The following is a 13,874-nucleotide window of genomic DNA, read 5'->3' on the forward strand; positions in this document are numbered from 1 at the left end:
GCCGGATTGCGTAAATAGTCCAATTGGACCGGGCGCAGAGAGGGGGGACTTGGGCAGAATGCCTGGACGCTCCCCTGCCCTGCCGCCTGCCTGCCTTTCTGCCTGTCTGCCTCCCTGTCTGTTTGCCTCCATGCTGCCGCCCCGCATCCTCCTCGTCGACGACCATGCGCTGTTCCGCAGCGGGCTGCGCATGGTGCTTGCCGCCGGCATCGGCGATCTGGAGGTGGCGGAGGCCGCCTCGCTCGAGGAGGCCTTGCGCACCTCGATGCAGGAGCCGGCGCTGGTGCTGCTGGACATCCAGCTGCACGGGCTCAACGGCCTGGAAGGCATCGCGCTGGTCCGGCGCAAGTGGCCGCAGGCGCTGGTGGTGATCCTGTCCTCGGAGGTCTCGCCGCAGAAGGTCCGGCTGGCCATGGAGCGCGGCGCCGCCGCCTTCGTCTCCAAGGCCGAACCGGCCGCCAAGATCCTGGCGGTGATCGGCCAGCTGCGCCAGGGCTTGCCCGTGGCGGCCGATGGCCTGCCGGCGGGCGCGTGCGGCGAGGGCTCGCAGCCGCTGCTCACGCCGCGCCAGGGCGAGGTGCTCGACCTGATGTGCCAGGGCCTGTCCAACAAGCTCATCGGCCGGCGCCTCAACCTGTCCGAGAACACCGTGCGCGGCCATGTGCAGGCGGTGCTGGCGGCGCTGCAGGTCTCCAGCCGTTCCGAAGCCGGCTTCGCGGCGCGGCAGCGCGGGCTCGTGGCCTGATGGTGAAGGCGTCGCGCCTGCCCGAGGACCGCATGCTGGTGGAACAGCTGCGCCTGCAGCTGGGCAACATCGGCGCCTCGGTGATCCCGACCATCCTGCTGGCGCTGCTGCTGGTCTGGGTGCTCTCCAACGAATCCAACGCACTCGCGATGCGGGCCTGGGCCGGCGTCATCATCCTGATCAAGCTCTACCTCGCCCGGGATGCACGGCGGCTGCTCGCCACCGAGATCAGTCCCGCGAGCGCACGCGGGCTGCTGATGCGCAAGCTGGTGCTCAACCTCATCGACGGCGCGGCCTGGGGCTCCCTGGCCTGGGCCGCACTGGGCACCACCACGATGGCCGGCAACGTGCTGGTGCTGGCAGTGCTGGCGGGCGTCGCCGGCAGCTCCATGTCTTCGCTGGCACCGATCTTTCCGGCATTCATCATCTTCGGCGCCACCGAGCTGATCGTGCTCGGCTCCAAGCTGTGGACGATGGGCGACCCGGCCTACGACGCCCTCGGGGTGGCCGCGATCATCTACAGCGCGGCCCTGGTGGGGCAGGCGCGCAACGGCTCGCGCGCGGCGCGCCGGGCCATCGGGCTGCGCTTCGAGAACCACGAGCTGATCGAGCGCCTGCGCATCGAGACCGAGCATGCGCAGGCCGCGCACCGCACGGCCGAGGAGGCCAACCTCGCCAAGTCCCGCTTCCTCGCAGCTGCCAGCCACGACCTGCGCCAGCCGATCCACGCGCAGGGCCTGTTCCTCGAGGTGCTGGCACGCAGCAAGCTCTCGGCCGACCAGTACGACGCGCTGGCCAACGCGCGCGCCACCTGGCAGGCCTCGGCCGAGATGCTCGACACGCTGCTGGACTTCTCGCGCATCGAGGCCGGCGTGGTCGAGCCGCAGATGCAGGTCTTCCCGCTGCAGCCTCTGCTCAACAAGATCGAGAACGAGCTGGCGCCGCAGGCCGATGCCAAGGGCATCGTCTACCGCTCGCGCGAGACCCACGCGGCGGTGCGCTCCGATCCGGCGCTGGTGGCGCTGATCCTGCGCAACCTGGTGTCGAACGCGATCCGCTACACCGAGCAGGGCGGCGTGCTGGTCGCCTGCCGCGCGCGTGGCGAGCAGATGCTGATCGAGGTGTGGGACACCGGCATCGGCATCGAGCCCGCGCAGCACCAGGCGATCTTTCGCGAGTTCCACCAGTTGGGCAACGCCGAGCGCGACCGCCGCAAGGGCCTGGGCCTGGGCCTGGCCATCGCACAGGGCCTGGCACGGGCGCTGGGGCAGCCGCTCGCGCTGGTGTCGACGCCGGGGCGCGGCAGCGTCTTCCGGCTGGCCTTGCCTGCGGCGCGCGCCGGGGTGGTGGCCGAAGGCGCCGCCCAAGCGGTTCCGGGCTCGGCGCGCGGGTTCGACCTGCGCGTGCTGGTGATCGACGACGACGAATCCGTGCGCACCGGCATGCGCCAGCTGCTCGGCGCCTGGGGCTGCGTCTGCGACGTGGCCGACTCCATCGAGGAAGCGCAGGCCCTGGCGCGTGCGCACCGCCCGGGCCTGGTGATCAGCGACTACCGGCTGCGCGAGCTGCGCACCGGCGCCGAGGCCATCGCGGCCTTGCGCGCGGAGTTCGGCGCGGACCTGCCGGCACTGCTGATCACCGGCGACACCGCGCCGCAGCGGCTGCGCGAGGCGCGCGCGACCGGCGTGCCGCTGCTGCACAAGCCGGTGCTGCCCAGCCAGCTCTACCGGGCGATGAGCGCGGTGCTGATGGGGCGCGAGCTCGATTCCTCTTTCGCGGGGCTCGAAATGCGCCGGGCCTGAGCCTCACTCGCAGCGAAACAGCACGCCCTGCTCCGCCGGCGCCTTGCCCAGCATGCGGGCGGTCAACCCCTTCTCCCGGCAATGGTCGCCGGCCTGCACGTAGGTGATGGCACGCAGCGTGCCGTCGCGCAGCGGGACGACCTGGTTGGGCGGCACCCCGCAGCCGGCGATGAGCAAAGCGATGGAGAGGGATGCGAGCCAGTTCATCCGGGTATTCTGCAGTAGTTCCGCGGGCCCGCCGCCGCCGCGCGGCTCTATAACCCGGGGCGGGCCTTCATCCGAAAACCGACCACCCTCCTCTCAAGCCGAGGTTTCCATGACCCGTACCGTCGCCGAAAAGCGCGCCCTCTTCCGCCAGCTCCACGCCGAGGGCTGCTTCGTGCTGCCCAACCCCTGGGACCTGGGCAGCGCACGATTCCTGCAAAGCCTGGGCTTCCAGGCGCTGGCCACGACCAGCTCCGGCTTCGCCTGGTCGCGCGGCCATGCCGACGGCGCCCTTTCGCGCGCGCAGATCCTGGCCCACCTCCGCGAGCTCGTCGCCGCCACCGAGCTGCCCGTGAACGCGGACTTCGAGAGCGGCTTCGCCGCCGATCCGCAAGGCGTCGCCCAGAGCGTGCGCATGGCCATCGACACCGGCGTCGCTGCGCTGTCGATCGAGGACTCGACGGGCGATGCGGACCATCCGCTGTACGACATCGACATAGCGGTGGCGCGCCTGCGCGCCGCGCGCGCGGCCATCGACCAGGAGGGCGGCGAAACGCTGCTGGTCGGGCGGGCGGAGAACTTCTTCCAGGGCCGCCCCGACCTCCAGGACACCATCGCCCGGCTCAAGGCCTATGCGGAGGCTGGCGCCGACTGCCTCTACGCCCCCGGCATCCGAACCCGCGAGCAGATCGCGGCGGTGGTCGCCGCGGTGGCGCCCAAGCCGGTCAACCTGCTGGTCGGCGCCACCAGCGAGTTCACGCTGCAGGACATCGCCGCGCTGGGCGTGCGGCGCGTCAGCGTCGGCGGCGCGCTGGCGCGCGCGGCCTGGGGCGGCTTCATGCGCGCGGCCCGCACGCTGCAGGAAGGGCGCTTCGACGGGTTCGCCGATGCCGCCTCGGGCGTGGAGCTCAACGGCCTGATGCGCTGACCGGTTCAGCGCCGGGCGGCGCGGCCGCTCGGATTCGAGGCGGTGCGCGACCAGGCGATCAGCGCATCGCTGAACTGCTTGCCGGGTGAGCGGGGGCGGTGTGCGTCGGCGACGCTGCGCGCGGCCGCTCAGAAGCCCAGCCGCTCACAAGAAAAGCCAGTAGAACAGCCCGCCGAAGATCGCCCACTTGACCAGGTAGTAGCTGGGCTTGTTCCAGGCCTTCAGACGCTTGCCCAGCACGCGGATCTTGTAGACCTGTGCGAAGGCCTTGTTCAGCCCGCCGATCGGCTCGCCCTCCTCGTTCTGCGTGGCGGCGGCCTTGATCATGCGCCAGCCGATCTCGCGGTTGATCCAGCGCGCGATCGGGTTGTTGAGCGGGCGCTCGATGTCGCAGAACAGGATGAGCCGGGTCTCGTCGGTAAGGTTCTCGGCGTAGTGGATGTAGGTCTCGTCGAACATCACCGCCTCGCCGTCCTTCCAGTAGTAGGACTGGCCGTCGACGAAGATCCGGCAGCTCGGCGCATCCTGCGGCACCTTCAGGCCCAGGTGATAGCGCAGCGATCCGGCGAAGGGGTCGCGGTGCCGCACCAGCGTGCTGCCCGGCGGCAGGATGGCGAACATCGCCGCACGCACGGAGGGAATGCCTGCGAGCAGTTCGGTGGTCTTTGGGCACAGGCCCTTGGCCGAGGGCAGGAAGTCGCCGTACCAGTTGAGGTAGAAGCGCTTCCAGCCGGTGCGGAAGAAGGAGTTGAAGCCAATGTCGGTGTAGCCCGCCGCCGCCTTGATGTGGCCCTCGTCGAACAGCGCCAGGCCTTCGTCGCGGATGGTCTGCCAGTTCTGTTCGAGCACCTGGAGCTCCGGGAACTGCTTCACGTCGATGTAGGGCTTGGAGGGCACCGACGAAAACCAGTACATCAGCACGTTGAGCGGCGCGAGGAAAGTCGAGTGGTCGCTCAACTGCCGGCCGATCCGGTGCCGCACCTGGCCGCGGAAATGCACGTAGAGGCCGGAGGCCAGGAAGACGAGGGGGATCAGGAGTTTGTAGGACAGGAAGCTGGACATCGATGCGGGCGAGACTGGGGTCGTCGCCGGGATGAAGCGGAACCTGGAATTCTCGCCGAATCGCGCACGGCGCGCAGCCTCGGCCTGGGAAGGCCGACCTCCTGCACATCACTCGAGCGCCGCAATCTTCTCGGCCAGTTCCTGCGACTGCTCCTTGAACTTTGCCGGGTTTGCCTCTTTCAGCTTCGCCAGGTTGTGCAGCTTCCACTGAATCGCCGGCAATGCATTGAGATGGCCCACGCCCATCCGGCTCCAGTCCGGTTCGCCGTTGGCCAGGGACATGAGGAAGGCTCGCTCATTCACATCCAGCTCTTCGTGCAGGGTGGCGATCATCTGTCTCCGGGCAGCGAGCAACGCATCCAGTTCGACCGGCTCGGTGGTCATCCCTTTGAAGTTGGCCTCGAACTCGTAGGTCACGTCGTGCAGCGGCGGGAACAAGACCTCATGGATCGGCCTGTTGTGGCTTGCTAGGTACACGACGAACGCACGCCGAATACCGTCGGTGATGCCGCCGTTGGTCAACAGGTGCATCACGTCGAAGAGATCGCGCGGATGCTGCCGGTCCATCGCTGCGACAAGCTTCCCGCCATAGACGTCGTCGAGCGAAACCACCGGGATTTCGAGATCGACCTGAAGGATCTCCTGCGCCTTGGCCGTCAGCCCCGCCATCGCGACAGGCCTGACGGTGCCACGCATCACGTAGTTCACCTCGATCTTGACTTCGATTCCGTCTCGTTTCACCAGAAGCTTTGTCTCGCCCGCATCGGGTGCGCCGGCGAGATGCGTCTGAAACCCCTTCGACTTCAGCTGGTCGGCAGCTCGCCCAAGCGACGCTTTGATTTGCTTGAGCGCTGCGGCGCGGGACAAGGTGTGGTCCGGCAAGACCAAGTCGAGATCCACCGACAGGCGCGGCATGTCGCGCACGAACAGGTTGATGGCGGTGCCGCCCTTGAGGGCGAAAGTGTCGTCGGCAAGGACGAACGGAGCGACCTGGGTCAGCAGGCGCGCGGTCTTGAGGTAGATGTCGTTCACTTCTTGAGGACCAGCAGCCCTTCGTTGGTTCGAGAGACCCAGGGTCGATCGGCGCCGGCCGGCAGGCTTGCCGGGTCCAGCTTTTTTGCCCAGGGCAGGGTGAGCTCTCGCCCGAGCTGCAGGCACAGGCGAACCGTCTTCACGTTCGTGCACTCTCGCAGCAGCTCGCCAAGGACCGACGCGCGAAGGCCGTAAGCACTTTCAGCCAACTCGCGCGCTTCGGCCAGCGGCTGCCGCACGCCCACTTCACTCATCAGCTCCAGGAACGCACGCTCGGGGGAGGACACGTTCGGCCCGTTTGCGCGGCCCTCGAAGGGGCCGACGTGCTTCATGCCGGTCGCGTCACTGCTGAAGAGCTGCTTGCGGCGATATTCCGCGGGGAAGGAGTCGGTGAACCACGCCGGCAGTCTGGCCGACTTCAAGCCATAGAGCTGCAGTTTGGGGACCTGGGAAACATAGTGGCGCACACCATGCCAGTCCAACGCGGTCTTACCGCCGACGTGGAGGCCTGGGATCTGGCGCTGGAGCAGCCACAGGCTGGGGTCGCGCTGCAGCGCAGCGTCGGGACGCATGTACACGCCACGCGCGAGACGCTTGAGCCACCCTGCGCGAACGTAGTGAACTGCCAAGTCGGCAGAGACGCCTTCCAGGGCCAGATCTTCGCTGGTCACGGGCGTGCCGCTGGGAACCTGCGTCAGCAGAGAATTTAGTTTTGATCGTTTTATCGTAGTCAAGCTACGATTATTTTGATATTTCCAAGCGCGTGCAAGATTTCGTTTTGCCTGAGTTGTCGTAGCGAAACTACGATAACCAACACAAACTCAAACTCGACCGCCCGCCGCTGGGCTCTGCGTCGTGCCTGTCCCGGCCAGCGAGCTACGCCTTTGCCTGGAAATGATCGAAGGCCGCGAAAGCTTGCGCAATCGACGCGCCCTGGGCATCGACGATGCGCAACCCCGGCGCCGCCTCGATACGCCCGATGCGCGCGACCGGCGTCGTACTGAGCCGCCCGGCTTCAAGCACGGCGTCCGCGGCGGCGGGCGGCGCGGCGAAGAGCAGCTCGTAATCGTCGCCGCCCGCCAGCGCACAGGTGCGGCGCAGCGCCGGATCCAGCGCGGCTGCGGCGGGGATGCCGATCAGGGCGCAGGCGGCATCGGCATCCACCGTCGCGCCCACGCCGCTGGCGGCGAGGATGTGGCCGAGGTCGCCGACCAGCCCGTCGCTCAGGTCGACCGCGGCGCTGGCGATGCCGCGCAGCGCCTGGCCCAGCGCGACGCGCGGTTCGGGCTGCTCCATGCGCCGGCGCGCCTGTTCGAAGGCCTCGGGCGGCAGCGCCAGGGTGCCGCGAAAGACCTCCAGCGCCAAGCGCGCATCGCCCAGCGTGCCGCTGACCCAGAGCTCGTCGCCCGGCTTCGCGCCGGAGCGCAGCAGCGCCGCGCCGGCCGGCACCTCGCCGAACACAGTGATGCAGAGGTTGAGCGGCCCGCGCGTGGTGTCGCCGCCGACCAGCTCGCAGCCATGCGCATCGGCCAGCGCGAACAGGCCGCGCGAGAAGGCCTCGAGCCAGGCCTCGTCGATGGCCGGCAGCGCCAGCGCGAGGGTGAAGGCCAGGGGCTTCGCGCCGCAGGCGGCCAGGTCGCTGAGGTTGACCGCGAGCGCCTTGTGCCCCAGGCGCCCCGGGTCGACGGTGGAGAGGAAATGACGGCCCTCCACCAGCATGTCGGTGGACACGGCCAGCTGCATGCCGGGCGCGGGCGCCAGCAGCGCGCAGTCGTCGCCCACGCCCAGCGGCGAGCGCGTGGCGGGGCGCCTGAGGTAGCGCTCGATGAGGTCGAACTCGCCCATCGTCGTTCTCGGCTTCTCAGCCGTTGCGGAAGCGCATGGCCGCCTGCCGCACCACCTCGGCCAGCAGCCGCTCCTTGGCCTGGCGCTCGCGCAGCCAGCGCGCGTCGTTGCGGTTGGCCTCCACGCTGGTGCGCAGCTGGCCCAGGGCCTGGGTGGCGTCCAGCGCCTCGCTGTGCCATTCGAGCTGGGTCATGGTCATGAGGATGTGGTCGCGCAGCGGCATGTGGCTGCCGGTGGCCGGGTCGACGTAGAGCGCGTCCAGGCCGAAGCGGCAGGCCTGGAAGCGGTTGTAGGTGTAGACCAGGTAGTCGTCCTCGGTCGGCGTGAAAGGCTGCTCCTGCAGGAACCAGGCCGCCAGCGACTGCACGTAGCCGGCCAGCGCCGCGGCGCGCTCCACCGTGAGCGGCGTGTCGAACACGCGGATCTCGATGGTGCCGTACTCGGGCTTGGGCCGGATGTCCCAGTAGAAGTCCTTCATGCTGCGCACGACGCCGGTGCGGGTCATGCGCTCGAAGTAGTTGCCGAACTCCTTCCAGGACAGCGTGAAGGGCGCGCGGCCCGACAAGGGGAAGGCGAACACCGAGTTGAGCCGCGCCGAGTCGAACTGCGTGTCCTGCCCCTGCACGAAGGGCGAGGAGGCCGACAGCGCGATGAAGTGCGGGATATAGCGCGACATGCGGTGCAGCATCAGCAGGGCACCGTCGGCATCGGGGCAGCCGATGTGCACATGCTGGCCGAAGATGGTGAACTGCTTCGACAGGTAGCCGTAGAGCTCCGACAGCTCGCGAAAGCGCGGCTTGTCGTAGATGCGGCGCTCGTGCCACTGCTGGAAGGCATGCGTGCCGCCGCCCACCACCGCGATGTTGAGCTTGTCGGCGTTCTTCACCAGCGCGTCGCGAATGGGCGTGAGCTGCGCCACCACGTCCTTGGCCGAGTGGCAGATGTCGGTCGAGATCTCGATCATGCTCGAGGTCATCTCGGGCACCACGCTGCCGGGCAGCGGGGTCTGGGCCATCAGGCGCAGCATGTCCTCGGCATAGGGCGCGAGGTCGTAGTCGTGGGTGTTGACCAGCTGCAGCTCGAGCTCGACGCCCAGCGACAGGGCGACCGACTTGTTGAAGGGCTCCAGCGGCAGCACGCGGCCCTCGGGGGAGTCGGGCACGGGCGGCGTTCCCTCAGGCGGCAGGCCGGCGTTGAAGACGCTCATATCGACCCCCACGCTCTGCACTTCGTGTCATCGCTGCCCCCCGAGGGGGCGCCAGCTTGCTTGGGGCGGCCCGGCGCTGCGCTCATCGCTGCGTCTCCTCCGTGATGCTGAAGGCCTCGGGCATCCAGGGCCTGGAGCTCTCGCCGGCGCCGTGGATGGCGACGGTAGCGAGCACTGCGCCCAGCACCTCCATCAGCAGGATCGCGGGCAGGGCGATCTGCGTGATCATCGCGCCCAGCAGCGGCGAGGCGGTGACGAAGCCGGAGGTGATCAGGAGCGCGATGGAGGACAGCGGCGCCATCGCGCAGCCCACCCACAGGGCCTGGCGCCAGCTCGCGCCGCTGCCCGGGTTGGCGATCGCCACGCCGGCGATCTTGGCCACCGTGCGCACGGCGATCACGGCCAGCACCACGCTGGCGATGGGCAGGCTCCAGTCGGCCTGGGCCGCCACCACGGACACCAGCACGAACATCAGCATGGTGAGCAGCGAGGCGGCGGTGCCCAGCTGCCGCGGCCAGACCCAGGGCTTGGGATGCAGGGCCTTGAGCAGCACGCCGCCGATCAGCGCCGCCAGCGGGGCCGAGCCGCCCAGGTGCGCGGCCAGCGCGGCGCCGGCCGCGATGATCGCGAGCAGCAGGATGGAGGTGTTCTCGCTGGTCGGGCTCATCACGCGCAGGGCCGAGCGCAGCGACAGCGCCATCAGCGCGCCCACCACGAAGGACAGGCCCAGCACCACTGCCACCGGATAGAGCTTCTGGAACAGGCCCAGCGGCGCACGCTCGATCAGCCCGGCCTGCGCATAGCCGAGGGTCAGCGCATAGAAGGTGTTGAGCGTGGCCAGCGTCAGCGCCCGCTCGGTCACCGGGCCGGAGCCGCGGGTGTCGATCACCACCCGGCTCAGCACCGCCGGCGAGGCCACGACGGCCATCAGCGCGATCGGGTTGGCCACCGGGTCGGGCACGTCCATCCAGTGCAGCACCCAGAACACGAAGAAGTAGGTCAGCGTGGCTTCCAGCAGGCTCTGCACCAGCACCATCGGGTTGTGGCGGAACCAGCGCAGCGGCAGCCGGCCGCCGGCCTCGAACAGCACGATGGCCACGCCGAGCTCGAGCAGGAACAGGCTGATGCCCTGCAGCGGCCACATCACGCCCTCGAAGCCGGCCAGGCCGACCACGGTGCCGACCATCGAATAGCCGACCACCTTGGGCATGCCCGCATAGCGTTGCACCAGGTGGCCGGCCGCGGCCGCGGCGGCCAGCAGCAGCGACCACAGCACGGTGGGCAAGCCCGCCGAGGGCCGCAGCCACTCGGACCAGAAGCCCAGCAGGTCGTTGGTAATGAAAGAACTCATCAGGCCAATCTGTTAGGGACGCGAGCGCCGGGCAGGCATCGCGCGTCGAGCAGAGCGCACAGGGCGTTCATGGCTCGGGAAAGAAGGTTTGCGTTCAGTGCAGCACGCGCGAGACGGGGGCGCCGCCCGTGTCGGCTTCCAGCACGAACATGGGAATCGCGACGTCGAAGCGTTCGCCGCGCTCGGTCACGAAGAAGTAGCTCCCATGCATGGTACCGCTGGGCGCCTGCAGCCGGCATCCGCTGGTGTAGCGGAAGGACTGCCCGGGCGCCAGCAGCGGCTGCTGGCCGATCACGCCGAGGCCCTTGACCTCCTGCGTCTGTCCGCTTGCGTCGTTGATGAGCCAGTGCCGCGCGATCAACTGCGCCGCCACGCGGCCCGTGTTGGTCACGGTGATCGTGTAAGCGAAGGTATAGACCCGGTCTTCGGGAGAAGACTGGTCCGGCAGGTAGCGTGGCTCCACCTGGATGTTGATCGGAGGGCTGGACATCGGCGCGATGTTAACAATTGGTGAAGGAACAGCCTGCGACAATTCGCCCCCATGAGCAGCAGCAGCACCTTTCGCATCGCCCCTTCCATCCTTTCGGCCGATTTCGCGCGCCTCGGCGCCGAAGTGAGCGATGTGATCGCCGCCGGTGCCGACTGGATTCATTTCGACGTCATGGACAACCATTACGTGCCGAACCTCACCTTCGGCCCCATGGTGTGCCAGGCGCTCAAGCCGCACGCGAAGACGGCCGGCGGCACGCCGGTGCCGATCGACGTGCACCTGATGATCGAGCCGGTGGACGCGCTGGCCGCCGCCTTCGCGCAGGCGGGCGCCGACTACATCAGCTTCCACCCCGATGCCTCGCCCCACACGCACCGCAGCATCCAGGCCATCAAGGCGGCCGGCTGCAAGGCGGGGCTGGTGTTCAACCCGGGCGCCGGGCTGGAGCCGCTGGACTGGGCGATCGACGACATCGACCTGATCCTCATCATGAGCGTGAACCCGGGCTTCGGCGGTCAGAGCTTCATCGACTCGGCCCTGCGCAAGATCGAGCTCGCCCGCAAGCGCATCGAGGCCAGCGGGCGCGACATCCGCCTGGAGGTCGACGGCGGCATCAAGACCGACAACATCGCGCGCGTGGCCAGCGCCGGCGCGGACACCTTTGTGGCTGGCAGCGCGATTTTCAATGCGAAGAGTTACGCGGGCGTGATCGCCGAGATGCGCGCGCAGCTCAAGGCTGCTAGCGCTTGAGCTTCTCGTTGTAGACCCGGTCGGCCACCGGGCCGCGGTCGGTGTCGACCACGCCGCGCTCCACGTCTTCCATGCCCTTGCGGCCCTGCTCGGCGGAGCCGCCCTGGTTCTGCTGGCTGTCCGAGGACTGGTCGCGCTCGTGCGGCAGGCGCGGCGCGGATTCGCCGCCCTGTCCGACCTTGGTCTTGCCGCCGCCGGCGTCCTTCAGCGGGTCGGTCTTCGCGGGCGCCTTCTTGCTGGCCATTGCTTGCTCCTTGGTCATTCCTGCTTGTGGCACGGCATCGCGGAAAGCCCGGTAGGACCGCCATGCGCCGCCCTGTAGGATCAGCGGCGAGATGAGCGAGCAGCAGCCACCAGTCCCCGACCTTCTTCGCATCCACGGATTCACTTCCCTCGAGCCCGGGCCGAGGCTGATCGTCCTGGGCGGGGTACACGGCGACGAGACCTGCGGCACGGCGGGCATCGAGCGCACCCTGGCCGAACTTGACAGCGGCGCGCTGCAGGTGCTGCGCGGCGAGCTCACCCTGGTGCCGGTGGCCAACCCGCTGGCGCGCCGACTGATGCGGCGCGAGGGCGAACGCAACCTCAACCGCCTGTTCAAGCCCACCCCGGCGGGCGAAGCGCCGGCCGATTACGAGGCCCGCATCACCGATCTGCTGTGCCCGCTGCTGGAGCGCCACGACGTGCTGCTGGACCTGCATTCCTTCCAGAGCGCGGGCGAGGCCTTCGCGATGATCGGCCCGCGCGACAACGTCGGCACGCTCGAACCCTTCGCTCGCGCGTTCGAGGAAGGGCTGCTCGCGCTGCACATGGGCACGCCGCGCGTCGTCGAGGGCTGGCTCGACATCTACGCGGCCGGCCTGGCGCAGCGTGCCGGCGGCCAGCCGGCCGACGAGGCCGCGCTGGCCTTCGGCTGGGGGACCAACGAATACATGCGCAGCCGCGGCGGCTACGGCGTCACGCTCGAATGCGGCCAGCACCAGGACCCGGCGGCGCCCGAGGTCGCGCGCCGCGCCATCCATGCGGCGCTGCGCCTGCTGGGCATGGTCGCGCCCGATCCGCAGGCCAAGCCGCCGGCGGCGCCTTCGCTGCTGCGGCTGGTCAGCGTGACGGATCGCGACAGCGAAGAGGACCAGTTCGTGCGCGAATGGGCCACCTTCGACCCGGTGGCGAAGGGGGAGCCCATCGGCGTGCGCGCCGACGGCAGGGTGCTGGCGGCCGAGCGCGACGGCTTCATCGTGTTCCCGAACGCGGAGGCGCTGCCCGGCGCCGAGTGGTTCTATTTCGCCATCGAGAGCGAGCGCGACCTGCGCCGGCCCGGCGCCTGAAGCGCGGCGCCGCGACCGGCGCGTTCCCAGATTCCTCCGTATTTGGCGGCCAGCATCGGGCCATCATCCTTCGGAGGTCTTCTTCATGGAACTCTCGCGTGCCGTCGTTCTCGGGCTCGGCCTGAGCTTTTCTCTCGTCGCGCTGCCACGCGCGCTTGCGGCACGCCGGCCGCGCCCCGCCGGCCCCATCCTCCCGGAGGACACCGAGCCCGTCGAGCGCCGCTGGCTCGACCTTCGGGCGCCGCTCGAGGACATGTCCCGTTCCTGCGGCGCGATGCTGCGCGCGGCCGGCATCGAGCTCGAGCACCGGCTGCCCGAGCTCGCGCTCGGCGTGTGGGCGGACCCGGGCGAGCTGCGGCAGGCCTTCGGGCACATCGTCCGCCTCGCCTGCGACGCCATGCCGCGCGGCGGCGTGCTGAAGACGCTGGCACGCCGCGAGAACGGCCAGGCGGTGGTGAGCTTCATGGATTCCAGCCTGGCGTCGGGGCATCAGCCCTGCCTGGCGGCGCTCTTCGACCGCCTCCTCGCCGCCCGGCAGGCGCTCGCCGCGCAGGAGGGTGAGCTGCGCGCCAGCGTGCTGCTGGTGCGGCGCATCGTCGATCGCCTCGGCGGCCGCCTGTATGCCGCACCCTCGGCGCTGGGCGGGATGGGGCTCACACTGCGCATGCCCCTGGCCGCTGCCGGCGACATCCACCAGGCCGCGCAGGCCGCCGTGAATCGGGGGACGCTGTCATGAGGGGCGGCGAGCTGCATCGGCCGGCCTTTGCGCTCGGCCCGGCGGTGGAAGAGCTGCCCGATGGGGACCGGCTCCTGGAGGCCGCGCTGCCCTGGATCGCGGGCTTGTGCTTCATCGCTGCGATCCTGGTTGCGAGCTGGGACGGGGCCCGCTGCGAGGCCCGCGAGCAGGCCGAGAGGAGCGCGGCGGCCGGTACGCTGGCGCCGATCTTGGCAAGCGGGCGGGCTGCGGCGGCGCCAGAGGGCATACGCTCCAGCGCGAAGCCGTCCGCGACCGTGCGCGCGCGCACGGTCGATGCAGAGCTGGGCACAGCCGGCTGCACACGCAGCTCTCATCTCGCCGAAGGATGACGCACGAGGCGGGCCGGCGTAGCTTCGCGTCGTCCCCAACCTCT

16 protein-coding genes are annotated in these 13,874 nt (G+C 69.5%); 7 read left to right on the top strand and 9 right to left on the bottom strand.

Annotated features, from left to right (window positions below; all coding sequences use genetic code 11):
• The first annotated feature begins 130 nt into the window (after positions 1 to 130).
• A complete protein-coding gene (locus GXN78_RS09845) occupies positions 131 to 745 on the top strand; it encodes a response regulator transcription factor (RefSeq protein ID WP_106560774.1) in 615 nt (204 codons plus the stop codon).
• On the top strand, positions 745 to 2,547 hold the full coding sequence (locus tag GXN78_RS09850; RefSeq protein ID WP_106560775.1) for a hybrid sensor histidine kinase/response regulator: 1,803 nt from the start codon (positions 745 to 747) through the stop codon (positions 2,545 to 2,547). Before GXN78_RS09845 ends, GXN78_RS09850 begins: the two co-directional genes overlap by 1 nt.
• Before the next feature lie 3 nt (positions 2,548 to 2,550).
• Here GXN78_RS09850 and GXN78_RS09855 read toward each other — a convergent pair whose 3' ends face one another.
• On the bottom strand, positions 2,551 to 2,754 hold the full coding sequence (locus GXN78_RS09855) for a hypothetical protein (protein ID WP_106560776.1): 204 nt from the start codon (positions 2,752 to 2,754) through the stop codon (positions 2,551 to 2,553).
• Between the two features lie 109 nt (positions 2,755 to 2,863).
• On the opposite strand from GXN78_RS09855, the gene GXN78_RS09860 reads away from it, so the two are divergent.
• Positions 2,864 to 3,679, top strand: a complete 816-nt coding sequence (locus GXN78_RS09860; RefSeq protein ID WP_106560777.1) for an isocitrate lyase/phosphoenolpyruvate mutase family protein — start codon at positions 2,864 to 2,866, stop codon at positions 3,677 to 3,679.
• A 144-nt stretch (positions 3,680 to 3,823) separates the two neighbouring features.
• Here GXN78_RS09860 and GXN78_RS09865 read toward each other — a convergent pair whose 3' ends face one another.
• The 7 genes from GXN78_RS09865 to apaG form a co-directional block, all read right to left on the bottom strand.
• Complete coding sequence (locus GXN78_RS09865) at positions 3,824 to 4,741, bottom strand: aspartyl/asparaginyl beta-hydroxylase domain-containing protein (protein ID WP_106560778.1); 918 nt, start codon at positions 4,739 to 4,741, stop codon at positions 3,824 to 3,826.
• A gap of 108 nt (positions 4,742 to 4,849) precedes the next feature.
• Positions 4,850 to 5,773, bottom strand: a complete 924-nt coding sequence (locus GXN78_RS09870) for a nucleotidyl transferase AbiEii/AbiGii toxin family protein (protein WP_106560779.1) — start codon at positions 5,771 to 5,773, stop codon at positions 4,850 to 4,852.
• On the bottom strand, positions 5,770 to 6,507 hold the full coding sequence (locus GXN78_RS09875; RefSeq protein WP_106560780.1) for a type IV toxin-antitoxin system AbiEi family antitoxin domain-containing protein: 738 nt from the start codon (positions 6,505 to 6,507) through the stop codon (positions 5,770 to 5,772). The genes GXN78_RS09870 and GXN78_RS09875 overlap by 4 nt, the downstream gene beginning before the upstream one ends.
• Positions 6,508 to 6,649: 142 nt before the next feature.
• Positions 6,650 to 7,618, bottom strand: coding sequence for a thiamine-phosphate kinase (thiL, locus tag GXN78_RS09880; protein WP_106560781.1), 969 nt, complete (start codon positions 7,616 to 7,618; stop codon positions 6,650 to 6,652).
• Between the two features lie 16 nt (positions 7,619 to 7,634).
• Positions 7,635 to 8,753, bottom strand: coding sequence for a YbdK family carboxylate-amine ligase (locus GXN78_RS09885; protein WP_106560795.1), 1,119 nt, complete (start codon positions 8,751 to 8,753; stop codon positions 7,635 to 7,637).
• Positions 8,754 to 8,907: 154 nt separating this feature from the next.
• Positions 8,908 to 10,176 carry a cation:proton antiporter gene (locus GXN78_RS09890; RefSeq protein ID WP_106560782.1) on the bottom strand — a complete coding sequence of 423 codons (1,269 nt, stop codon included), beginning with the start codon at positions 10,174 to 10,176 and terminating at the stop codon, positions 8,908 to 8,910.
• A 94-nt stretch (positions 10,177 to 10,270) separates the two neighbouring features.
• Positions 10,271 to 10,666, bottom strand: coding sequence for a Co2+/Mg2+ efflux protein ApaG (apaG, locus tag GXN78_RS09895; RefSeq protein ID WP_106560783.1), 396 nt, complete (start codon positions 10,664 to 10,666; stop codon positions 10,271 to 10,273).
• 51 nt (positions 10,667 to 10,717) lie between these two features.
• Between apaG and rpe the strand changes: the two genes are divergently transcribed.
• Positions 10,718 to 11,416, top strand: a complete 699-nt coding sequence (gene rpe, locus GXN78_RS09900; protein ID WP_106560784.1) for a ribulose-phosphate 3-epimerase — start codon at positions 10,718 to 10,720, stop codon at positions 11,414 to 11,416.
• Here the strand turns inward: rpe and GXN78_RS09905 are convergent.
• Positions 11,406 to 11,660, bottom strand: a complete 255-nt coding sequence (locus tag GXN78_RS09905; RefSeq protein ID WP_106560785.1) for a hypothetical protein — start codon at positions 11,658 to 11,660, stop codon at positions 11,406 to 11,408. The genes rpe and GXN78_RS09905 overlap by 11 nt on opposite strands.
• 91 nt (positions 11,661 to 11,751) lie before the next feature.
• Between GXN78_RS09905 and GXN78_RS09910 the strand changes: the two genes are divergently transcribed.
• The 3 genes from GXN78_RS09910 (at position 11,752) to GXN78_RS09920 (ending at position 13,830) form a co-directional block, all read left to right on the top strand.
• Positions 11,752 to 12,744 (top strand): succinylglutamate desuccinylase/aspartoacylase family protein, encoded by a 993-nt coding sequence (locus GXN78_RS09910; protein ID WP_106560786.1) that lies wholly within the window; start codon positions 11,752 to 11,754, stop codon positions 12,742 to 12,744.
• A gap of 85 nt (positions 12,745 to 12,829) precedes the next feature.
• Entirely contained in the window at positions 12,830 to 13,480 is a 651-nt protein-coding gene (locus GXN78_RS09915; RefSeq protein WP_106560787.1) for a HAMP domain-containing histidine kinase, read from the top strand.
• Positions 13,477 to 13,830, top strand: coding sequence for a hypothetical protein (locus GXN78_RS09920; protein WP_106560788.1), 354 nt, complete (start codon positions 13,477 to 13,479; stop codon positions 13,828 to 13,830). Before GXN78_RS09915 ends, GXN78_RS09920 begins: the two co-directional genes overlap by 4 nt.
• The last annotated feature ends 44 nt before the right edge of the window (positions 13,831 to 13,874 follow it).

The sequence above is a fragment of the Variovorax sp. WS11 genome (genome assembly GCF_010499245.1).
GTDB lineage: Bacteria > Pseudomonadota > Gammaproteobacteria > Burkholderiales > Burkholderiaceae_C > Variovorax.